Here is a 21,731-nt window from a genome sequence, read left to right on the forward strand (position 1 = left end):
CGGCTTTTGCGGTCACTGCAGGAGCTCGTCCAGTTCCTCATCCGTGACGCCAGCGAAGATGGCAGCGTCGTCTTCGAGGGCCATGTCCATGACGGCGCGTTTCTTTTGCTGGAGGGCCAGGATTTTCTCCTCGACGGTCCCCCGGCAAACGAGGCGGTAGGCGGTGACAGGTCTCCCCTGCCCGATTCGGTGGGCACGGTCGATGGCTTGGGCCTCGACGGCGGGATTCCACCAGGGGTCGACGAGGACGACTTCGTCGGCGGCGGTGAGGTTCAGACCGTAGCCGCCAGCCTTGAGCGAGATGAAGAAGAGCTTCTTCTCGGGGTCGTTCTGGAAGCTGGCGACCTGCGCGGGCCGGTCGGTGCTGGAGCCGTCGAGATAGCAATGCGGGATGCCCTGGGCCTCGGCATGGGCCTTGAGCATCTTCAACATGCCCACGAACTGGCTGAAAATCAGCGTCTTGTGACCACCTTCGATGGATTCCGTCAGCAATTCCTCGTACACGGGAAGCTTGCCGGAGGAGAGGCTTGGGGCCTTGGGCTTGGGCGCAGCGGATTTCTTGGCTTTGCCGCCCTTGGCGGCCGGTGCTTCCACGACCTCGGCGGGTGCTGCCGCTTCGGCCTTGGCGCCGGCGGTTTTGATGCCCAACAAGCTGAGATCGTTACAAACCTGCCGGAGCCGCAGCAGCACGGTGAACATGGTCATGCGGCTCCCGCCAGGGCCGCGGAGACGGGCGGCGCGGATTTCCTCGCGACCCTCGTCGAGGAGGCGCTGGTAGATGGTCTTCTGCGCCTGGGTGAGCTCGCACCAGAGGACCTTTTCAATCTTCTCGGGCAGGTCCTTGGCCACTTCCCGCTTCGTGCGGCGGAGGATGTGGGGGCGGATGAGGCGGCGGAGGCGCTCCATGATGGCGGCGGCCGGTGAGCGGGCGCCCCCTTCACCGGAGAAGGACGCCATGTTGTTCCCGGAGCCAGCGGCGGCGGCCTTCGCCAGAGGCTTCACGAAGCGGTCCTGGAAGTCCGACAGAATCGGCAGGTAACCCGGGAGTGTGAAGGCGAAGATGGACCAGAGGTCCTTCACCGAGTTCTCCACGGGGGTACCGGTGAGGGTGAACCGGGCGACCGCCTGAAGCTGGCGGACGGCGCGGGCGGATTCGGTATCCGGATTCCGGATGTAGCTGGCTTCATCCAGCACAATGGCGGAGAAGTTCACGGCCTTGTAATACTCCAAATCACGCTGGATGAGGGCGTAAGAGGTGAATATCACGTCGAAATCAGCAAGCTTTTCCAAAGCAGCATGGCGCTTCCCCTGGTGGGAAATGTGCGTTTTCAGCTCTGGGGTGAAGCGGGCGGCTTCCTCGGACCAGTTCCCCAGGAGTGAGGTCGGACACACGATGAGCGCGGGGCCGGGCACGGACTCGGCCGCCTTGGATTTTGACTTGGAGGTCGATTGGGCGACACGAGCGTCCAGGACGAGTCGCACCAGGGCGAGGGTCTGGACGGTCTTGCCGAGACCCATTTCATCCGCCAGCAGGCCACCGCCACCGGAGCGGCTGTGGCGCTCCAGCCAGCGGACGCCCTCAAGCTGGTAAGGCCGGAGCATTTCCCCGAAGCGGCCGAGGCGGCTGCGCACAACCTCCTCCTCCAAGAACGGAATGGGGTCCAGCAGGATGGGGCTGTCGGCGGGAAGGAAGGCTTCCAACGCCTCCACCTGGCGGCCGCGGATGGCCACGTGGTTGCCGCCGGTGAAGCGGGTGTTCACGTCCTGCAGGGTGGACTCCAGCTCCTCGCAGCTGTCGACATCGATGAGGTAGCGCTTGCCGTCGCGGCCCTGGTAGTCACGCTTGCCGCTGCGGATGAGGCGGAGGACGTCCTGCCGCGGGATGTGGAAGCCGTCTGAGGCCTCGTACGCCACCTCAAGCGTGAGCCAGTCGTTTCCGGAGGCCTGGGTCGGCGCGCCTTCCTTGGCTCCTGCCTGCTGTGGGGCCGAGAGATTCCGGGCGCTCTTGATGAAGGGCCGGATGATCGAGAAGGTGTTTAGGAGGTTCTTGAAGCCGTCGCCCTCGGTCACTTCGAACTTCTGGCGGAATTTGGCCAGATGAGAAGAAAGGAAGTCTAAGACTTCACGTTCTCCTTTTAGTTCGAATGTGTTAAGTATATTTGTTTGCAGGAATCCCGTGGATTGAATTTGCCGCTGGAGGGCGAATTCTGCCGGGAAATTCCTGGCGTAAAATACCAGTTTATTGCGCTCGTCTTGAATCGGGTATGTGATGGATTCTGGCGCAACTGCGCCCTGAGAGGCGCCAGAGGGCGGATTTGCGGGATCGTAGTGCGGATATCGCAGCGAAATCTTCGCCTGGAGCTGTCGCTGGGAGCCGTCCAACTGGCACTCAAAGCGCGGGCTGGCCGGCATGAGGCGGATGCTTTCGGCGCTGTTCGGACCGGGCGGGAGCTCGAAGAGCTCGGTGATGGCAGTCAGATGGCTGGCGACCCAGCTGATGGGCTGCCGAACCGGCGCGCCGGTAATGAGGGTGTGCCACATGGGCTGCAGCGCCTCCGGCACGTGTGGGACGGCCTGCAGGGCGTTGGACTCGGAGTCGTAAAGCCAGAGGGTTTCGCCCAGATGCAGAGTCTCATGACCCGCGTTAGAAAGTTGGAAGGCAACGTATTGCCTCAAGTTATCAATCTCAGAATGGAGAATCCAGCGTGTAGCACTGGAAACGATTAACTTATCTTCGCTGATAGTTAACTCCTGCGAAGCCTTCGAGCCACCTTTACTTCCGGCAGCAGGAAGCGTAACCCCTGCCCTGCCCGGCAAGGTCGGGTGCACGTCCGGGTGGTCGATGAGAGCCTCCAGCAGGTCGCTGAGGTCATCGGCGGGAAGGCGCAGATGCTGGGCCGCAGTGGGCGCGAGGGGCAGCTCGTGGTCGTAGAGCCACTTCGCCACCGTCAGGTCGCGCGGGGCGTCTGGAGCGGCGGCAGCTGCGGGATTGAACTGGATGGAGACCGGGATACTGGCCGAGCTGCCTGAGGCGGCTGCAGGGGTCCCCTTCCCCGTGGCGCGGGTGGTGCCTGCTCCCATGGGGGCAGGAATGCCCCCACTCCTTGAAGGGGTGGCGGGCTGCGGGAGCTGGATGAAGTGCGGGGTCGAGATGTGTACGGTGTAGGTCCCGGCGGGAACGTCCTGCTCATTGAGCTCAGGACGAGCGGGTTTGGCGGGAGCCTGTGCCTCTTGGGAAGCCCGGCTATCGGGTGAAGAGCCGGTAGCTGGCGAGGACCCGGGCGCCGCACCAGCAGCACCCCCCTGCCCTGCTGCGGCTGGCGCGGGCTCTGGTCTTTTCCCAACAAGCTGGGGACTGATAATAGAGAGGGCCACCGCGATGGCGTGGCTGCAGATGAGGCCCCGTCGGGCATCATTGCACCCGCACTTGGCCTCCGTCTTCATGCCGCCAGCCGCGACCAGGGTTGACCGGAGGGCGCGCTGGCCGTAGCCCACGTCCCCCCTGAAAATGATGCCGTCCCGCGTCGCATTGGCCACTTGACCTGTGCGCACGTATTCCCTGGCCGCTTTCATTGCCTGCCAGCCACCGATGTCTCCTAACCACTTTTCCGTTACCTCCATGGGGATTTGTCTTGCCGTGAAGGTGGATTGTGGTGGAATGCCCCGCTTGTGCAAGCTGAAGCTGCCGTATGAGGATTGTTGCGATTGCGAACCAAAAGGGAGGCGTGGGCAAAACGACCACGGCGCTGAATCTGTCCGCGTGTCTCGCGGCGAGGGGATGCCGGGTACTGCTCATCGATCTGGACCCCCAGGCGAATGCCACCAGTGGCCTGGGACTCGCCCAAGAGGAGGATGGCAGCCTGTACCCGTGCCTGGTGGGTGATGTACTGCCGCAGTCAGTCATCCGCAGCACGCGTCTGCCGAACCTTTCCATCATCCGCAGCCATCAGGAGCTGGCCGGGTGTGAAGTGGAGCTGGCCCAGACCGGCCACCACCTGACGCGCCTGCGTGATGTGCTGCACCCGCTGCGGTACACCGGGCACTTCGACTATCTGATCATGGACTGCCCGCCCTCCCTGGGCGTGCTGATGACCGGGGCGCTGGCGGCGGCAGATGAGCTGCTGGTACCCATCCAGTGCGAGTACTTCGGCCTGGAGGGTCTGTCCAAGATTGTGCAGATCGTGCAGCAGATCCGCGAGAGCGGGGCGAACCCGAACCTGGCGCTGGAGGGCATCGTGATGACGATGTTCGACTCGCGCATGAATCTCTCCCAGCAGGTGGTGAATGACGTGCGCGGCTACTTCGAGGGCGTGGTGTACCAGACCATCATCCCGCGCACCATCCGCCTCGGTGAGGCACCTAGTTTTGGCAAGACCATCATCGAGTACGATCCGCAGGGCAAAGGCGCGCAGTCGTACCTGTCACTGGCGGATGAGTTTCTCGCGAGGCACGGTGGGGTCGGCGTGGGCGCTGGCGTGCCGGCGGTGAGTGGTGCGGCGTGAGTTTCGGCTCGGTGGGACGGTAAGCGGTAAGCGGTGCGACGGTAGATCAATTCTTCAAGGTTATGGAGCCAGTCGCTGAGTTGTCATACATGGCTGAGTCGGTCGAGCTGGTGAGCGAATCCTACGCACCCGAAGATTGGCTCGTGGGGCTGCATTTTGGCGAGGGTGATCCCGAGGCTGGTGGTCAGCACTGGAACTTTACGAGGGACACTACTGAAGATGACGATAGCGGCCTGACTGGAGTCTGCACGGTGAAGGAGATTCAAGAGGTCACTGTATACGGAGGCATCGAACGTTTCGAGCTCAGTTCGTCGCGTCTGGTCTGCCAGTTCGATGAGCGCGCCTCTGCGAAGACAGGCGTGAAGCGTCTATCTATTTCCTATGCCTTGGACTCCGAAACATGGGCCAAGGTGAAGGCTGAGGCGACGCGGTTGTTTGAAGGGGACAGCTGCCTTTCCATGGTGGAGTAGTTGGAGCCGCTTTGATTTGGCAACATCAGATCTCAGATCTGGCGAAACCCCACTGCGGCTACTTTCGTGAACTCGCCAGACTCTGAACCAAACGACGAAAGGACCTTGGCCGGGGAGCTGCTGGCTCAACTGCTGAAGGACCAAGGCCGCGGCCCCGGGCAGGTCATCTGTGCGGAGACGCGCAGCCGGAGCATGGGCCACAGGGAACGTGGAGAGAATATCCCGCTCATTGTTCTGCCCAAAGCCCGGGGTGAAGTGGTCCGACAATTTCGCGACGTGGCCCTGCGGAAGTGTCGGCTGGAGGAAGTCTTCGGCGATCTGGATGGGCTGGACCTGGACATCCAAGAGTGGGAAGCCATTCAGGACTGCTTCACCGATTGCCGGATTGAGAGTGGATGGAAAACCTTTCGCGCTCGCTTTCCCCGGACCCGTGGGCTTTTGGAAGTGAGCTGCCCGGCTTTCTCCTCCGATTTCAGCCAGGCGATGATCGAGTACACGAACACGGGTGCATATGGGGAGTGCTGCCTCTATCAGAGGGAAAATGACGAATGGAGATTGGTGGAGAAGAAGTGCATCTGGTTCGCATGAGTGGCAATGTGATCACCCACCCCGCCATCTCCGTCGTCGCCCCTGCTGGTGACTGGATTCGTGCCGGCAAAAAGACGCTGGAGATTCGGCGCTGGCAGCCGGAGGAGCTTCCGCTGCGGAACCTGGTGATTGTGCAGAATCACATCCGGCTGGGTAGTGACGGAACCACGGAAGATCCCGCTGGCATGGCCGTCGCGCTGGTGGATGTGGAGTCCGTCGAGGCATGGCGTGAAGACGAGATCGAGCCTGCCTGCGCGAGCTACTGGGAGCCAGGCTGGCTGGCGTGGCGATTGGTAAATGTGCGCCCCATCGAGCCACCACTTCCCTGCCCTGCCCGCTTGAGGATTTATTCGGTGGAGCTGCCGTTGCGCGGCGATGCGTTCAGGGTTATCACCATGGAGTGAATGTTGCTCTCCCCGACCGGCTCAGCCGCCAGCTTGGCTTCATTGTGGAGTCGGAACGGCTCAAATCCGTGCTGCGGCGGACGTCCCCCATCCACGCGACGGAGCGGAGGGAGAACTCCGCAGAGCATAGCTGGACCCTCGCGCTGATGGCGATGGTGCTGGCTGAGCATGCGGAGGGAAATCCTGACTCTTGCAAGGTGCTCCGCATGCTGCTGATTCACGACTTGGTGGAGATCGATGCGGGCGATACTTTCTGCTACGACCTTGATGCCAATGTCACGAAGGCAGAACGCGAGGCCCGGGCGGCGGACGTCATCTTTGGCATGCTGCCGGAGGAACAGTCGCTGGAATACCGAAGCCTGTGGGAGGAATTTGAGGCCGGTATTTCAGCGGAGGCCAAGTTCGCCAATGCCCTGGACCGGTTGATGCCCACGCTACAGAACATGCACAACGAAGGCGGGAGTTGGCGGGAGCATGGGGTGACCAGCGCACTGGCACTGGAGCGGAGTCGGCCCATCGGTGTCGGGATACCCACGCTCTGGGCGCAGGTGCAGACATATCTTGTGGAGGCAGAGCAGCAGGGGTGGCTGACGGCCACGCCAGCGGACAGCTCTCCCTTCCCTCCCTCATGAAGAACGCCTCCCCCACCCGCATTCACATCACCGGTGCCTCGGGCGCGGGATGCACCACAATGGGGCAGGCGCTGGCCGGGCGGCTGGAGTGGCCGCTGCTGGATACGGATGACTACTACTGGCATGCGACGGTGCCGCTCTTCCAGCAGAAACGGGAGCCGGCGGAGCGCAATGTGATGCTGAAGCGAGACCTCGCCGCGCACCCGCAGTGCGTGATTTCCGGCTCGGTGATGCGCTGGGACTCGGACCTCGATGATGCTTTTGATCTGGTGGTCTTCCTCCATGTGCCGGATGAGGTGCGCCTGCCCCGGCTCATTGCGCGGGAGACGGAGCGCTTCGGCACGCCGGATGCGGAGTTCATCGCGTGGGCAGCAACGTACGAGACGGCAGATCTCACCACGCGTAGCCTGGCCTTGCACCGGCAGTGGCTGGCGGAGCGGAGGTGCGATATCCTGCCAATTACAGGCAACTACACCGTTGAGGCAAACGTGGTGCGAATACTCAATCACCTGGGAAAAACATCGTACTTGTCCCCGACCCCATCGCCATGCCCTACCTGCAGCTCGACGTAAACGGCCGCCACGCGGTGCACAACAAGCGCCAACTCGCCCAGCGCCTCTGTGAAACCTACGCCCGCCTCATGCAGGTGGACATCCGCCGCATCAGCGTGGCCATCCGCGAATCCGGCGAAGGCAGCCTCTGGCGCGTGGTGGATGGCGAGCCGGTGCCGGTGTCCGTGCTGATGTGCGACATCCGCCGTGGCCGCACCGCCGAGCAACGCATGGAAGTGGCCAAGGCCCTCTGCCACGACTGTTGCGAGGTCCTTGGCCTGCAGGAGGAGCGGCTGAATGTGGAGTTCACCCAGCACACCGGGGATGAGATGTATCACCCCACCTTGGGAGGATTCAGCCCGGAGTGGAGTGAGGAGGAGGTCGGTGCGACGGTGGGACAGTGACGTGATCGAAGGCGTCAGCAAGGTGGCTCGCACACTGTCCATGAACGTCAGGGTAAGAATATAGAAACGGTGCCGAAGGCCTTGGACTGCGTGCAGCCTGCTGCCGCTTTCCCAAAGTGCAGCCTGCTGCACGCCTCACCGCGACGAAGTCGCCAAGCTCTTCTGGACACATCACACCACCAGCGAGCGTCACCATCGCCAAAGCAGGCTGCGCGCAGTCCAAGGACGCTGCGCGTCACAGTACCCGGATCTGTCGTGTGTATCGTCCTTTGCGGTGAGGTCACCAGTTTTCTTATCGTGACAATCATGCATACTGCGGGACCGCCCGCCGTGAGCCACATTGCTGGCGTCTCCTTTCCGGGCCACGCTTGATTTTTTCCGACGTCCTGCGTAGGAGGAGTACTGAATGGCGCACCAGATTCGACAGGCACATGCCGGAGATGCAACAGGCATCGCGCATCTCATTTCAGTGCTCGGATATGCGTTGCAAGCCGACGAGGTTCCCGCACGGCTGGAAGCCTATGCCAACGACGCGAGCAGGGTGTTCGTGGCCGTGCAGGACTCAGGGGCGATCGTCGGCTTCCTGAGCTTCCACGCCAGTCCCCTCTTTCATGAGCCGGGCGCTCTGGGGCGCATCATGGCGATGGCCATCGACTCGGAACACCAGCGGCAGGGCATCGGCACGGCGCTGGTGCAGGCGGCGGAGGAGTTTGCCCGTGCGTGCGGCTGCCTACGCATCGAGGTGACCAGTGGCGACCGCCGGGAGAAAGATGCGCATGTTTTTTATGGAAAGCTGGGCTATGCCTCGGATTGCCGCCGCTTCCTGAAGAGACTAGAGGAAATCCAATCATGAACCTGATCATGTTCGACATCGATGGCACGCTCACCGCGAGTGACGTGATGGACGGCGAATGCTTCGTGCAGGCGGTGCAGGACGTGTTTGGATTCGCGGACGTGAGTTCCGACTGGAGTCTTTATCGGCATTGCAGTGACTCGGGTGTGCTGGATGAACTGTTTCAGACACGCCTGGGGCGCTCGCCCCTGCCGGAAGAAATCGCGGAGGTGCAGGCCCATTTTGTGAATCTGATGGAGGTGTCCATCGCCGCACAACCACTCAAGGCCATCCCGGGTGCGAAGGAATTGCTGGAGGTGCTGCTGGCGGAATCCCATGTAGCCATCTCGCTGGCAAGCGGTGCGTGGGAATGTTCTGCACGACTGAAACTGCGTAGTGCGGGCTTGGATTTCCCCCAGATACCCGGCGCCTTTGCCGATGATGCGCATGCGCGGGAGGACTTCATGCAGGCCTCCTTCCAGCGGGTCGCGCAGAGGCATGGGCGCGAGGAGTTCGACTCCAGGGTGTACATCGGAGATGGGGTGTGGGATGTGCGGGCCTCACGCAATCTCGGCTTTGGTTTCATCGGCATTGGTCGTGAGCCTGCCCGCGTGCAGCGACTGCGTGATGAGGGGGCCAGCGTCATCTTCCCGGACTTCACGCAGAAAGACGCTTTCCAGGCGGCGCTGGTGGAAGCGCGGGGGCAGGCAAGGACGTGAATGCGGCGGTATGAGTGCTGAATCCGTGACGATCCGCGACATCCGGCCTGATGAGCTGCCGGCATTGCTTGAGCTCTATCGGCACCTGCATGCGGAAGATGATGAGCCTTCCTCACCATCTGCCTATGCCCAGGTCTGGGAAGGCATTTGCGCCAATCCCCTGCTTCACTATTTCGGCGCGGAGGTGGATGACAGGCTCGTCGCCACTTGTACCTTAACCATCATTCCCAATCTCACCCGTGCCGCGCGTCCGTATGGTGTGATTGAAAATGTGGTGACTCACCCGGACTACCGGAAGCGCGGCATCGCCACCGATCTGCTGCGGCATGCGCTGGACTTCGCCAAGGCAGAGCACTGCTACAAGGTGATGCTGCTCACCAGTCGCAAGGATGAGGCCACGCTGCGATTCTACGAGCAGGCGGGTTTCTCCGCTGGGGTGAAAACAGGATTTGTAGCGAAGCTGTGATGAGTGCATCGACCTCCATGAACATCGTGCACAAGGCGTGCCCCTGTGTCTTGCGGAGGGGCTCTTCAGGCTACGAATTGCTGGTCTTTGAGCATCCGCTGGCAGGCCGGCAGATTCCGAAGGGCACGATTGAAACCGGGGAAGATCCCAGTGTCGCCTCCCTGAGGGAACTAGAAGAAGAATCTGGCGTCAGGGCGACTGGCATTGTGAGCCGCATCGCGGAGATGGAGATTCTGCGTACGACATCTCTGTACCCTCACAAGGAGGTGCCGCGACTCGAAGCATGGCATCTCTACCACCTGGAGGTGCCGCAGGAAGTGACCACGCGCGAGTACTGGATTCACGCGGCGGAAGGCAGCGCGGATGAGCAGGGTCTGCTGTTTGCCTACTTCTGGTTTCCCATCGAATCCTCCTTCGAGAGCTTCGAGCAATACTGGCACGAGGTGTTGCTTGCAGTGCGGAAGTATTGCGAGGGCCTCTGATATTGGAGTCACCCTCTGATGCACCATGATCCACGCCGTCCTCTTTGATCTCGACCGCACGCTATTGGATCGCGACCAGTCTTTTGCTGCGTTTGCCTCAGGCCAGCACGAGCGCTTCGCGAAACGGATGCCCGATTTCCACCAGCAGGCCTATGTAGAACGACTGGTCGCGCTGGATGCCCTTGGCTCGGTGTGGAAGGATGTGGTGTATCAGCGACTCATCGCTGAGCTCGGCATCGACGGCATCACGTGGGAGGAACTGTTCGCCGACTTCGATACCCACGTTGCCGACAGCTACGTCCCCTTCCCCAAGCTGCAGGAGGTGCTTGCAGTGCTCTCCCAAAGCTATTCGCTGGGCATCATCACCAACGGCAAAGGCGAGTTCCAGCAGCGAACCATCGCGCGACTGGACATTGCCCATTACTTCAAGACCATCCTGATTTCAGAAATCGAAGGCGTGCGGAAACCGGAGGCTGAGATCTTCCACCGCGCTGTGTCTCGTCTCGGCTGCGCCCGGCAGAAGCCGTGTACGTGGGAGACAATCCGGAAGCGGATGTGCGCGCTGCCCGTGCTGCGGGATTGCGCGCCATCTGGAAACACAACACCGCCTTCGCCGAGCCTGAAGCGGATGGCATCATTGACAGCCTGGCAGAGCTTCCTTCCTTGCTGAGGACTCTCAACTCGCGAGGATAACATGACCATGAAACACCGCATCCGCGCCGCCGCCCTCGTTGTGCATGAAGACAGCATCCTGCTGGTGAAGCACGTGTATCCAGACACGGGCGAGTCTTTCTGGGTGCCGCCCGGTGGAGGACTGGAGGATGTGGACGATTCCATCTTCGCCTGCGCCGCTCGTGAAGTCTTTGAAGAAACCGGTCTCACCGTGACGCTCTCCCGCATCGCGTATATCCGTGAATTCATGGAGACGGCGATGGACACCATGCACATCGAGATCTTCCTCTTCGCTGAGTCCGCCACCGGCACCATCACGTTGGAGCATTTGCCACCCGGTCAGCCCGACTCGGACATGATCAAGGAGTCACGTTTTATCAGTCGTGAGGAACTCCCCACGCTCACCGTGTATCCTGCAGAGTTGAGGGATGTATTCTGGGAGCACCATGCGAAGGGGTTCCCGGAGACGCACTACCTTGGCAGGACTTATTAGCATCTGACGAGGCACATGAAACTCCTGCTCTTCGGCAAAATCGGCTCGGGCAAATCCTATGCGGGCGAGCTGTTCCAGCGGGAGTTTGGCCTTGCTTATCATGATGCAGACCGGGACTTACCGGAGGCAATGAAGGAGGCCATTCGCAACCATCGGCCGACTACGGAAGAGATGCGTGATGATTTTGTGAGGGTCATCATAGAGCGTATTCATCAGCTCTCTCAGGAACACCAGCACTTCTGCATCGCTCAGGCTCTGTTCAAGAACCGGCACCGCCAGCGGATACTGGCGGAGTTTCCTGAATTGCAGATGGTCTGGGTGCGCAGCGATGAGTCGCTCAGCGACGCGAGGCTGGAGAATCGCATCGGGCACGTCGCGAGCCTGTACTACGCCCAGATGGTGAACCCAAACTTCGAGGAACCAACCCACCGGCATCTGGTGATCGAGAATACCGGAGATGACTCGACGCTTCTCGACCAGATGCGTTCCATATTGTCCTCCGACAGCGCTGCCGCCATGGGCAATCTTCTACAAAGTCCGGTTCCTTTACCGAAATAGCAATGCCACCATTCAAGGCACTCCTGTTCGACCTCGATGGCACCCTGGTGGATTCCACTGCTGTGGTGAATCACGTGATGGAGGCGTGGTGCCTGCGCCATCATCTCCCGGTGCGGGAAGTGCTCGCTACCTTTCACGGACAACGCACCAAGGATACCGTCGCTTTGTTCGCACCACACCTCAACGCGAAGGCCGAAGCGGAAGCTCTCGACGCCGAGGAGAGGGATGCCATGGGAAGCCTCCTGCCCATCGCAGGAGCAGGGGTCTTTCTCAATGACCTGCACGGCTGCAGGTGGGGCATTGTGACCTCCAGCACCGAGGTGGTGGCAAGATTCAAACTCAACACCTGCAAGCTGCCCGTTCCTCCTGTCCTCATCACTGCGGACGTCGTAACGCACGGCAAGCCACATGCGGAGCCCTTTCTGCGCGCTGCGTCTGCCATGAATCTGCCTCCCGCGCAGTGCCTGGTCTTCGAAGATGCAGACAGTGGTGTGCGCTCAGCGCTCGATGCGGGATGTTGCGTGGTGGTCGTGGGTGACCACTGCCAGATCCAGCACGAGCGCATCCTGCTTCGTGTGCCGACCTTCGAAGGTCTGCAGTTTGAACCCTCCGGCAACCTTCTTTGGAAAGGGCAACCCGTGGCAGTGGTCGAAGTCGCTGCAACTTGACGCGCGCCTCACACCGCCCTACGAAAGGCGCATCTTGATTGCGCACATTCAATCCAGTCTTCGTGAGGCACACGATGCCCTCACCCAATTGCTCTCCAACGAGCAGACCCTTTCAGACATCGAGCACGCGGCAGCATTGCTGATTGCCACCTTCGAGAAGCGCGGGCGTGTCTACTCCTGTGGCAATGGCGGCTCCATGTGCGATGCCATGCACTTCGCGGAGGAACTCACCGGCAGATACCGCCATGACCGCCCGGCGCTCGGTGCGGCGGCCATCAGCGACGCGGGGCATCTCACCTGTGTGGGAAACGACATGGGCTATGTCGAAGTTTTCTCACGCTATGTCGAAGCGCATGGCCGCGAAGGCGATTGCCTCGTGGCGCTGAGCACCAGCGGCACCAGCAAAAACATCATCCGGGCGGCGCAGGTGGCGAAGTCCCTCGGCATGTCCGTGATCGTCCTTTCAGGTAAACCCAGCGAAGAGCTGGAACTCATGAGCGATGTCTACATCTGCACCCCGGGCGGGCGCTATGCGGATCGCGTGCAGGAGTTGCACATCAAGGTCCTGCACATCTTGATTGAGCTGGTGGAGCGGCATTTCTTTCCCCAGAACTATCCACCGGCGGAGAACCCCTGAGCCTTATCTTCATCCCATGTCGTCACCTTCATCATCTCCCTCGCTCGCCCTCCGTATTCGCGAATGCTCGCGACTGACCGGCACCTTCGTCCTGCGCTCCGGCAAGGTGAGCGATACCTACTTCGACAAGTATCAGTTCGAATCGGACCCCGTGCTGCTGCGTGACATTGCGGAAGCGCTGAAGCCCCTCATCCCGCCCGGCACCGAAGTGCTCGCCGGTCTGGAGATGGGCGGCATTCCCATCGTCACCATGTTGAGCCAAGTGACCGGCATCCCTGCGGCATTCATCCGGAAGGAAGCCAAGGACTATGGCACCTGCCGTTACGCTGAGGGCGCCTCCTTCGCTGGCAAACGGTTTGTGCTGGTGGAAGATGTCGTCTCCAGCGGTGGCGCCATCATCGATGCCCTGGCGAAGATGCGGGCGGATGGCCAGGAACCGGAAGCCGCTCTCTGCGTGATTGATCGCCAGACCGGCGGCAAGGAAGCGCTGGCGAAAGAAGGTCTCACGCTCGTGCCGCTGCTCACCTTCGCTGAGATTGAGAGCGCCTGAGCGCACGTTTTGACAACACCACTCGCCCGGCCTCTCCGAAGATGAACGACGACAGCGCACCAGCATCGCCCACTCCTCCACGCCCAAGACGCCGCTTGGGTTTCCATTTCGCGTTGGTGGGCCTCATCATCGGCTTCCTGGGCCTTGGGATTGCGGCCTATCAGATGTATGAGGAGTCGGAAACGCAGCCAACCCGGAGGGTGGAAAAGCTTGGAGATCTGGTGGCTGACACCATCAAAGAGATGAAAGCCAAGCTTGCCAGTAAGAAGGAAGGCAAACCGCAAGCAAAGGAAGAGCGGGCTGCCGCTCGCAAGATGGGGTTGGCCGCATCCGCCTGCGGATTCCTCGGTGTCGTATTAGGCTGTCTGTCCTGGCTGAAGGGCGAGCGATATCGCTGGACGTTGGCGTCCCTTGCCGTGGGCATCGCGGCCTTGGCTTGGACCTATGTGGTGGTGGCAGCGGCCGTTGCTGCGGCGGCCCTGGTAGTCTTGATGATTCTCGGATCGTTTTGATGACTCTCGGCGTGAGCCACATGGGTCCCTGACTCCCTCTCGTACGCCCACCCCACCCGGCCGCCGGGCTCCTGCGTTTCCCCCTTGCGCAAGCCCCCTTTCTCTGGCAAGAAGACTGCCCGATTTTTCACCTCAATTCCATGAGCCAGACCCCATACCGTACCCACCACTGCAACGAACTCCGTCCCGAACACATCGGGATGAATGTGACGCTGTCCGGCTGGGTGAATTCGGCTCGTGACCAGGGCGGTGTGATTTTCGTGGACCTCCGTGACCGTGAGGGCATCACGCAGATTGTGTTTCGCTCGGAAGAGAACCCGGAAGCCGCCAAAGCCAGCCACAAGCTGCGCGATGAGGACGTGCTCCAAGTGTCCGGCCAGGTGGTGAAACGCCTCGAAGGCACGGACAACGACAAGCTCGCCACCGGCGCCGTGGAGCTCGTGGTCTCCGACCTCAAGATTCTCAACAAGGCCGCCGTCCTCCCCTTCCAGCTCGACAAGGAGCTGAGCAACGAAGACCTGCGCCTGAAGTACCGCTACCTCGACCTGCGCCGCCCGCGCATGAACAAGAACCTCCGCCTGCGCCACCGCGCGGTGAAGGCCACGCGCGACTTCCTGGACGCCGCCGGATTCGTGGAGGTGGAGACCCCCATCCTTTCCAAGTCCACCCCGGAAGGCGCGCGCGACTTCCTCGTGCCCGCCCGCCTGAACCCGGGGCGCTTCTACGCCCTTCCCCAGGCGCCGCAGCAGTACAAGCAGATGCTCATGGTCGCCGGCCTGGAGCGCTATTTCCAGATTGCCCGCTGCTTCCGCGACGAAGACCTTCGCGCCGACCGCCAACCCGAGTTTACCCAGATCGACCTTGAGGCCAGCTTCGTCACCGAAGAGGACATGTACGCGATCGTCGAAGGTCTGCTGCACAGCGTCTTCAAGGCGGCTCGCGGTGTGGACATCCCGACCCCCTTCCCTCGCATGACGTGGAAGGAGGCGATGGACCGCTACGGCATTGACAAGCCCGACACGCGTTTCGGCAACGAAATCGTGGACCTCGGTGATGTCTTCGCGAACACCGAATTCAAGATTTTCCGCAATGTCCTCCAGAGCGGCGGCGTGGTGCGTGCCATCAATGCGAAGGGTTTTGCCTGCCTGACCACCGGTCAGATGAATCGCCTCAACGAGATCGCCGTCCAGGCAGGTCTGCCGGTGAAGAACCTGGCCTTCATCAAGCTCGAAAACGGTGAGTACAAATCCCCGCTGTGGAGGATCTTCACCGAGGAAGAGAAAGCCGCAGTCATCGCGAAGACCAACCTTGAGGAAGGCGACATCATCTTCTTCGTGGCCGGTCCTTGGGAAAGCACCTGCACCATCCTTGGTCGCGTGCGTCTCGAAGCAGCCGCCATGCAGGAGCTTGTGAAGGACAGCGACGCGCTGAACTTCCTCTGGGTCGTAGACTTCCCCCTTCTCGCCTACAGCGAGGAGGACGCGAAGTGGTGCGCTGTGCACCACCCCTTCACCCGTCCCAAGACGGAGGACATTCCCCTTCTCGAAGCGGGTGAGTACAACAAGGTGCGCGCCGTGGCCTACGACGTGGTGCTGAACGGCACCGAACTCGGCGGCGGCTCCCTGCGAATCCACGAAAGCGATTTGCAGGCGAAGATGTTCACCGTGCTTGGTGTGAATGAGCACGAGCAGCAGGAGATGTTCGGCCACATCCTGGAAGCCTTCCAGTTCGGCGCGCCTCCCCACGGTGGTCTCGCCCTCGGCCTCGATCGCCTCGTCATGCTCGCCGCCGGTGAGGACAGCATCCGCGAAGTCATTGCCTTCCCGAAGAACAACCGCGGCCAGGAACTGATGACCCAGAGCCCGAGCACCGCCGACTTCAAGCAGCTCCGCGAAATCTACATCCAGAGCACCTTCAAGCCGAAGACGAAGGAAGAGGATGCGCAGCAGAAGGCACCGGCGGAGACGACGGCGTAACTTCGAAGGAGGTTAGACTTCCAGTCTGACAGCGGACGTCAGGCCTCTGGCCTGACGTTTGGCGGCTTGTGAACAAGCCACCCAAGCGTCCACGGCACAAACTGCGTCTGACTGTCCCTCGCGCTTTCATCTCGCATGCAAGCCCTGGGAGCGCTGGCTTCCAGCCGGCGGGGATTGCGATTGGTCTGTGGCCGAACTCTACAACCTATACAGAAAGACCTTCTGCTTCATCAGCTTCGCCAACCGATATTCAAGTCTTGAAGGCACTTTGGGTGGACGAGAAAGTTGAATGTACTCGCCCTCCTTGGTAGCGAGGACTGCTGCCTGAAACTGTCTCCAAGTGACGAGCTGTCCCGCTGAGAAGATCTGGCCTTCTGCATCCATGGTGTACGACCCGGGCTTGGTACGGCATTCGTAGTAAAGTTTGCTGCCATCGCGGTCACGGGTGAGACGCTCAATCCAGATGGTCACCTCATTCGTGTCTGTCCACATAGCGCTCGAAATGCAGCAGCTGCAATCAGGTTCCCTCACGGACTCCACCCCCAGGATTGCGGGAACCTTCGGTGCGAAGCTGGTGAGATTTTCCCGCTGCGCGGGCGTGAGTACAAGCTTCCGCTCACGACCCACCATGGCCACCTGTTCCGGAGATAGCTGTAGGACAACATGAGCGTCCCGCTCGCGTGCTCGAAAATAGCTGAAGCCATCGGCCAGTGTCTCTTGAGCCATCGCAAGTGTCATGGTGAAAACCAGCAATATGGAAATGCTACGCATGAGATTCGCTAGCCGACTGAACAGCGAATTCAACTGAACGTTGGCGCTATCAAACGCAGGCCTGAATTAGCCAAAGCCCCCCCTATAGCAATTCACATCCATCGCGCATCCTTCTCCTCACTCTCCTTCACCCGGAAGCGCGCAATCTTGCGAATGAGCCCGACTGGAAGCGGTTTGTCCAAGGGAAACTGAATCGTACTGCTGGAAGTCTTGTACTCCGAAAGCTCTGCCGCAAAAGCCTTGATGGCGGCAGGTGTGGGAAAGAGGCTGACGTGCTTCTTGAAGGCGGCGTAGGTGAAGAGGATGCGCTTGTAGGACAGGGCAGGCACGCCCCACTTCAGGCTTTCCGTGGCACCCGGCGCTGCTTTGAGAAGGCAGGCGCGCATTTCCCGCAATCTCTTCTGCGCGTCCTTCGGGGCGTCATCGATGTACGACGGGACGCTGGCCGGTCCTTCTTCCTTTGGTTTCATCGGCTTTGACGATTTCTTTTCTACCATGACAGTCTCGTGCAGGGAGCAAAACCACTTCCCTAGTTCGCCGCCGGGGTGGCCTCGGCGGCCCAAATGCGGACGTCGTCGAAGAGCGCGTCCTGTCCGCTCACCGCGAAGTAAAAGTCGCTCTTCATCGGGTGTGCCAAGCCTGAAGACTTCAAGTAGCCCGCGGCCTTCCCGTCGAGGCTGACACGCATCTCGTCACCGACAATTTCGATGGTCAAATCGTACCAGCGTGTGGGATCCAGTTGCATGGGAAATCCCTGGGCGCGTCCAGCGACAGCTTTGACAGCTTCGGCCTGGCGCGCCGGATCTTTTTTCATCTCTTCGATTTCACGACGCAGGCGCTCCTTGTCGTCGGCGAGAAAAATCTGCCTTGGCGAAAGCGTCACGCGGCAGATGTGGCCACCATGACCTTCCTTGTAGGCGCTGTCATTGCACACGGCATTGATGCTGCTGGCCCCACCGAGCTGGAACCGGAAGGCGATGATCAACTCCTTGTGCCCCACCTTTACCATGCCGACCGCACTGTGTGCGGGCTTGGCCTGGCTGATGTTCAGCGCGCCGCTCGTAATGGTGAGCGCCGGCCAGAGTTCACGCCACGCAGGGCTTACTCCGGACATCGAAAAGTCGTCAGAGAAAATGGTCGCGCCCTTCTTGCCAAGTGGCTGCGCGGGCACGGGCGCATCGGCGGCATGAAGTGTGATCAGCGGCAGTAGTGCGGCGAGAAGGGCAAGGATGAAGGAATACCTCATGGGAAGGGAACCACGAACAACTCTGAACAACCATGGCGAACGAACTCGCAGGCGCTGGTCTTGCCGCGCAATCGTCATCTCCCGCTTCGAACCCTCCCGGAAAATGCGTTCCATCCATGCCCTATCTCACCAGTACATACGCCTGTTTGAACAGATAACCACCTCCCGCCTGTGGCCAGTCCAATCGCTTCACAGCCTCCATCGCTGCCGGGGAGGGCTGGCCATTGATGAGACACTGCCCATCCGGAGCACTGCCCGGTTGCATCGCCACCTTCAGATCGATGGCCACCGTGGATGCGTCCTTGGGAAGGTGGGGCAAGAGCACATCCAGTATTTTGGTATTCATCTCGGCAGTGCCTTGCAGCCAGCCGCCGGGTGCGCTGCCACGAATGCCCATGAGTCCGGCATGGACTGAAAACCCGCCAACCACAGTCTCCGCCGCCCGACGTCCTATCGCATCGATGACGGCTTTTCCCGCGGCCATGTACCATTCCTGAATGGCGGTCATATCCGCATCCTCCCGGGAGGTCCCTACTCCGACCGCACCAAAGGTCAGTTGCGGAACGGGCACACCATCCACAGAAACCTCGATGCGTGCAGCCTGAATAGAGCGCCCTTGGTGCTCAAGCGCCTGTTCCGATACCGCAGTGAAGCTTGCCTTCTTCCCACCGGTGATCACCTGCCCACCTTCGCAGTGGAAGCCTGATTGTTTCGAGGCCGATTGTTGAAGCAACACCGCCAGTTTGCTGGCCAGAGAGTCCATCTGGTCAGATTGAGCACCAAGATTGAAGGCCGCACACATGGCAAGAACAGTGGAGATGAGGATGGATGGAGCTTTCATGAACGCCAGGTGTGAGGCGGCATCGTCAAGTCCGGTGTAACATCAAGTGGAGCAACAGTCCCTCACCAATTTCCGAAGTTTGGCGTCTTCCCCCTCTTTGAGGTGGTGCAATGACAGGTAGCGTTCAAGCTCTTCGTCAGCAGCATTCAACTCACCCGTCATGGCTGAAAGGAAAATATAGGCAAGAGGCAGTTGGGTATAGTTGTAGAAGCCGAAGCAGTTGCTATTACACTCGCGAATTTCCCGAATGATATCGAGCATGCCCTGATACGTGTCGCCCTTTGCCCAGGTGGCTACCGCTCTTGTCAGAGCTTCAGGAATGAGCTTTTGCAGGCCGGACGAAAGCCTCGCGCTGCCAAAGAGGTAGCTCGGCTGTCCAAGGTCCTTTGGATCCACGACCACATCCAGCATCGCGGCCTTGTTGGAACGATGCCAGCTAACACGCCGACCGGAGAGGTGGGGAACAAAGTCCAGCGAGAAGCCCCACTTCGCCTTCAAGCCCGCACCTTTCAGAAGTTGAAGTTCAAACATGCGGCGCACGGGAGGCGCGCTGCCGTCCACCCAGACTCGGGATTCCATTTCGGTCAAACCAAGCAGTGGCAGATGTTGCCGCAAAACACTTTCACAAAGGGTGTCCCGCTGCGTGGCTGAGAGCAAATCGTAGTCCGAGTGCGGATCGAAGGCAGGCACCGTCTCCACCGGCGAGGAGGGCGCCTTGGGTTTCTGGCTTTTGAAGAAATCGAATAAACTCATTTTTCCTCTCCTTGGCAGACTCGATATGGCCCGAAATGGAACTCCGTCAATCTTCCCCGCATTTTGTGCCATTCCGTCCCTGTAGCGCCCTGTTGCAGAATTCCTTGATTCGCAGCCAACCAGGACAAGCGATATCCAAGCCCCCGTCCCGCGATGCCCCTGTGGCATCCGATTCAGTTGCAGGAAACTTCCTTTTCTCGCGATGGCTGAGACGGACGCATCTACTTCTTCGGATGAGGGTGAGCATGCCACGAAGACGGCGGCCCTGCACCTTCCTCGTTTGCATACCCACATCGCATTGGTCGGCGCACTCCTCACGCTCACCCTGAGTTTCCTGACCCTGGCAGCGTGGATGGGCGGTTGGCCGCTGCTGGCGAGTGTGCGGGCCCGCTACATCCCCATGGCACCCAGCACGGCGCTGTGCTTCACGCTTTTGGGTGGCTCCCTCCTGCTCCAGCTTCGTGCGACCCGGAGCGGCTTGCGTGCCCTCGCTGTAGTAATCGCCGCAGTGGTCTCCTCCATTGCCGTGATGAAGCTGGTGGAGTTTGGCACCGGCTGGCGCATCGGCTTGGAGGAACTGCTCATCCGGAATCCGGAGATGTTTGGCTCCGTGCCCACGGGCCGCATGTCGCCCGTGACGGCGGGGAATTTTCTCCTGGGAGGTGTGGCCCTCATCCTGGCCACTTTGCGACCTCGCTCATGGGCTGCAGGAGCGACTGCCTTTGCCATGACCACAGTCAGCCTCATCGTGCTGCTGGGGTACTGGTATGGCTCTCCCCTGCTCTATGGCGGCACCATTATCCCCGTGGCGATGACCACGGCCGCGGCGTTTCTCTGCTTCGGCACGGCACTGCTCGCGTCGCAGGGTCCCACGGGCTGGCCCCTGCGCTATTTCGTGGGGAGATCCACCCGTGCCCTTTTGCTGCGTTCCTTTCTTCCGGTGACGGTGGCGGCCGTTCTCATTGACGGCGCCGTGAGGAACTGGGCGCTCACCCGTTTCCATGTAAATCCCGTGCTGTTGTCCGCCCTTGCCGCGCTGGCATTCGCAGCGCTGCTGGGCTACGTGATCGCCCATGTCGCTGCCCTGGTCGGCGGGCATCTCGATCGCGCCGAAGCCGCGCGGCGGCAGGCCCAGGAAGAGCTACGTGCGCTCAATGAAGAACTCGAGCAGCGCGTCATCAAACGCACGCAGGAACTGCGGGAGAAGAATGAGCAGATGGAGCAGGAACTCCACATGGCCCGCGAACTGCAGCTCGCGATGCTCCCACAAAAGTTTCCCAGGGTGCCGCCCGATTGCGCCAAAGGTGAGAGCGCGCTGAAGTTCTTCAGCTTCTACTTCCCTACCGGTGGCGTGAGCGGGGACTACTTCGACGTGATGCCACTTTCGGACAATGCCGTGGGCATCTTCATCTGCGATGTCATGGGCCACGGAGTGCGTGCTGCCCTGGTCACTGCCATGATGCGTGCTCTAATAGGTGAAGAAGCCAGTCGCGCCCGTGATCCCGGCGAATTGCTGGGGCGCATCAACCGCGCCATGATCGGCTCCCTGCGGCAGTCGGGATCCACCATGTTCGCCACGGCATTCTACCTGGTGGCGGATGTCGATCGCGGTGAGGTGCTCTACGCCAATGCCGGCCATCCGCAGCCCCTGCGCCTCAACCAGCGAACGCGTCGTGTGCATCCCATGGGAAATGGCAATGGGAATGCCGGGCGCGCCCTCGGGCTCTTCGAAGATGCCACGTATGAGACCAAGCGGGAGGACATCTCCGCCGGTGACTTTTTCATGCTGTTCACGGATGGACTTTTCGAGGTGGAGAATCCGTCTGGGGATCTCTTCAGCCACGAGCAACTCGCTGAGGTGGTGAAAAATCGCTCCCATGAGTCACCCCACGATCTGCTGCAGCGTGTCCTGGGAGATGTCCGCGCGTTCTCCGAACACGCCGAGTTCGACGATGACGTGTGCCTGATTGGCATGGAAGTACGGCGGGCGGGGTGAGCGGCAAT

General features: G+C 60.8%; 26 protein-coding genes. 20 read left to right on the forward strand and 6 right to left on the reverse strand.

All coding sequences use genetic code 11. From position 1 onward, the window contains the following. Window positions 1-12: 12 nt before the first annotated feature. Complete coding sequence (locus tag G5S37_RS15075; RefSeq protein WP_165205298.1) at window positions 13-3,621, reverse strand: DEAD/DEAH box helicase; 3,609 nt, start codon at window positions 3,619-3,621, stop codon at window positions 13-15. 68 nt (window positions 3,622-3,689) lie between these two features. Between G5S37_RS15075 and G5S37_RS15080 the strand changes: the two genes are divergently transcribed. The 19 genes from G5S37_RS15080 (at window position 3,690) to aspS (ending at window position 16,116) form a co-directional block, all read left to right on the forward strand. Next, the gene (locus G5S37_RS15080; RefSeq protein WP_165205299.1) at window positions 3,690-4,502 is read left to right on the forward strand and encodes a ParA family protein; all 813 of its coding nucleotides are present in this window, start codon (window positions 3,690-3,692) and stop codon (window positions 4,500-4,502) included. 89 nt (window positions 4,503-4,591) lie between these two features. Further along, complete coding sequence (locus G5S37_RS15085; protein ID WP_165205300.1) at window positions 4,592-4,972, forward strand: hypothetical protein; 381 nt, start codon at window positions 4,592-4,594, stop codon at window positions 4,970-4,972. Between the two features lie 66 nt (window positions 4,973-5,038). Then, window positions 5,039-5,560 (forward strand): hypothetical protein, encoded by a 522-nt coding sequence (locus G5S37_RS15090; RefSeq protein ID WP_206026464.1) that lies wholly within the window; start codon window positions 5,039-5,041, stop codon window positions 5,558-5,560. Further along, window positions 5,557-5,964, forward strand: a complete 408-nt coding sequence (locus G5S37_RS15095; RefSeq protein ID WP_165205302.1) for an ASCH domain-containing protein — start codon at window positions 5,557-5,559, stop codon at window positions 5,962-5,964. Before G5S37_RS15090 ends, G5S37_RS15095 begins: the two co-directional genes overlap by 4 nt. Continuing rightward, on the forward strand, window positions 5,961-6,596 hold the full coding sequence (locus tag G5S37_RS15100; protein ID WP_165205303.1) for an HD domain-containing protein: 636 nt from the start codon (window positions 5,961-5,963) through the stop codon (window positions 6,594-6,596). Before G5S37_RS15095 ends, G5S37_RS15100 begins: the two co-directional genes overlap by 4 nt. Further along, the gene (locus G5S37_RS15105; RefSeq protein WP_165205304.1) at window positions 6,593-7,168 is read left to right on the forward strand and encodes a shikimate kinase; all 576 of its coding nucleotides are present in this window, start codon (window positions 6,593-6,595) and stop codon (window positions 7,166-7,168) included. The genes G5S37_RS15100 and G5S37_RS15105 overlap by 4 nt, the downstream gene beginning before the upstream one ends. Next, on the forward strand, window positions 7,144-7,551 hold the full coding sequence (locus G5S37_RS15110; protein WP_165205305.1) for a tautomerase: 408 nt from the start codon (window positions 7,144-7,146) through the stop codon (window positions 7,549-7,551). Before G5S37_RS15105 ends, G5S37_RS15110 begins: the two co-directional genes overlap by 25 nt. 406 nt (window positions 7,552-7,957) lie before the next feature. After that, window positions 7,958-8,404, forward strand: coding sequence for a GNAT family N-acetyltransferase (locus G5S37_RS15115; RefSeq protein ID WP_165205306.1), 447 nt, complete (start codon window positions 7,958-7,960; stop codon window positions 8,402-8,404). Next, window positions 8,401-9,102 (forward strand): HAD family hydrolase, encoded by a 702-nt coding sequence (locus G5S37_RS15120; RefSeq protein ID WP_165205307.1) that lies wholly within the window; start codon window positions 8,401-8,403, stop codon window positions 9,100-9,102. The genes G5S37_RS15115 and G5S37_RS15120 overlap by 4 nt, the downstream gene beginning before the upstream one ends. Window positions 9,103-9,112: 10 nt before the next feature. Next, window positions 9,113-9,568 (forward strand): GNAT family N-acetyltransferase, encoded by a 456-nt coding sequence (locus tag G5S37_RS15125; protein WP_240914879.1) that lies wholly within the window; start codon window positions 9,113-9,115, stop codon window positions 9,566-9,568. Then, entirely contained in the window at window positions 9,568-10,050 is a 483-nt protein-coding gene (locus G5S37_RS15130) for an NUDIX domain-containing protein (RefSeq protein WP_206026465.1), read from the forward strand. The genes G5S37_RS15125 and G5S37_RS15130 overlap by 1 nt, the downstream gene beginning before the upstream one ends. Before the next feature lie 25 nt (window positions 10,051-10,075). Then, window positions 10,076-10,720, forward strand: a complete 645-nt coding sequence (locus tag G5S37_RS15135; RefSeq protein WP_165205310.1) for an HAD family hydrolase — start codon at window positions 10,076-10,078, stop codon at window positions 10,718-10,720. A gap of 30 nt (window positions 10,721-10,750) precedes the next feature. Continuing rightward, complete coding sequence (locus G5S37_RS15140) at window positions 10,751-11,215, forward strand: NUDIX hydrolase (protein ID WP_165205311.1); 465 nt, start codon at window positions 10,751-10,753, stop codon at window positions 11,213-11,215. 15 nt (window positions 11,216-11,230) lie between these two features. Then, window positions 11,231-11,773, forward strand: a complete 543-nt coding sequence (locus tag G5S37_RS15145) for a hypothetical protein (RefSeq protein ID WP_165205312.1) — start codon at window positions 11,231-11,233, stop codon at window positions 11,771-11,773. 2 nt (window positions 11,774-11,775) lie between these two features. Then, entirely contained in the window at window positions 11,776-12,441 is a 666-nt protein-coding gene (locus G5S37_RS15150; RefSeq protein WP_165205313.1) for an HAD-IA family hydrolase, read from the forward strand. A gap of 34 nt (window positions 12,442-12,475) precedes the next feature. After that, complete coding sequence (locus G5S37_RS15155) at window positions 12,476-13,078, forward strand: SIS domain-containing protein (protein WP_165205314.1); 603 nt, start codon at window positions 12,476-12,478, stop codon at window positions 13,076-13,078. A gap of 16 nt (window positions 13,079-13,094) precedes the next feature. After that, window positions 13,095-13,628, forward strand: a complete 534-nt coding sequence (pyrE, locus tag G5S37_RS15160) for an orotate phosphoribosyltransferase (RefSeq protein WP_165205315.1) — start codon at window positions 13,095-13,097, stop codon at window positions 13,626-13,628. Window positions 13,629-13,669: 41 nt separating this feature from the next. Then, complete coding sequence (locus tag G5S37_RS15165; protein ID WP_165205316.1) at window positions 13,670-14,140, forward strand: hypothetical protein; 471 nt, start codon at window positions 13,670-13,672, stop codon at window positions 14,138-14,140. Between the two features lie 140 nt (window positions 14,141-14,280). Further along, a complete protein-coding gene (gene aspS, locus G5S37_RS15170; RefSeq protein ID WP_165205317.1) occupies window positions 14,281-16,116 on the forward strand; it encodes an aspartate--tRNA ligase in 1,836 nt (611 codons plus the stop codon). 198 nt (window positions 16,117-16,314) lie between these two features. On the opposite strand, the gene G5S37_RS15175 is transcribed toward aspS, so the two are convergent. From G5S37_RS15175 to G5S37_RS15195, 5 genes are all read right to left on the reverse strand, one after another. Then, window positions 16,315-16,887, reverse strand: a complete 573-nt coding sequence (locus tag G5S37_RS15175; protein WP_165205318.1) for a hypothetical protein — start codon at window positions 16,885-16,887, stop codon at window positions 16,315-16,317. Between the two features lie 92 nt (window positions 16,888-16,979). Then, on the reverse strand, window positions 16,980-17,357 hold the full coding sequence (locus G5S37_RS15180; protein WP_165205319.1) for a DUF1801 domain-containing protein: 378 nt from the start codon (window positions 17,355-17,357) through the stop codon (window positions 16,980-16,982). Between the two features lie 59 nt (window positions 17,358-17,416). Beyond that, complete coding sequence (locus G5S37_RS15185; RefSeq protein ID WP_165205320.1) at window positions 17,417-18,133, reverse strand: hypothetical protein; 717 nt, start codon at window positions 18,131-18,133, stop codon at window positions 17,417-17,419. Window positions 18,134-18,254: 121 nt separating this feature from the next. Then, a complete protein-coding gene (locus G5S37_RS15190; protein ID WP_165205321.1) occupies window positions 18,255-18,974 on the reverse strand; it encodes a DUF6348 family protein in 720 nt (239 codons plus the stop codon). Between the two features lie 42 nt (window positions 18,975-19,016). Then, a complete protein-coding gene (locus G5S37_RS15195; RefSeq protein ID WP_206026467.1) occupies window positions 19,017-19,727 on the reverse strand; it encodes a hypothetical protein in 711 nt (236 codons plus the stop codon). Between the two features lie 202 nt (window positions 19,728-19,929). On the opposite strand from G5S37_RS15195, the gene G5S37_RS15200 reads away from it, so the two are divergent. Further along, window positions 19,930-21,723 (forward strand): PP2C family protein-serine/threonine phosphatase, encoded by a 1,794-nt coding sequence (locus tag G5S37_RS15200; protein WP_165205323.1) that lies wholly within the window; start codon window positions 19,930-19,932, stop codon window positions 21,721-21,723. Window positions 21,724-21,731 lie beyond the last annotated feature (8 nt).

This window comes from Roseimicrobium sp. ORNL1 (genome assembly GCF_011044495.1).
In the GTDB taxonomy this organism is placed as follows: Bacteria; Verrucomicrobiota; Verrucomicrobiia; order Verrucomicrobiales; family Verrucomicrobiaceae; genus Roseimicrobium.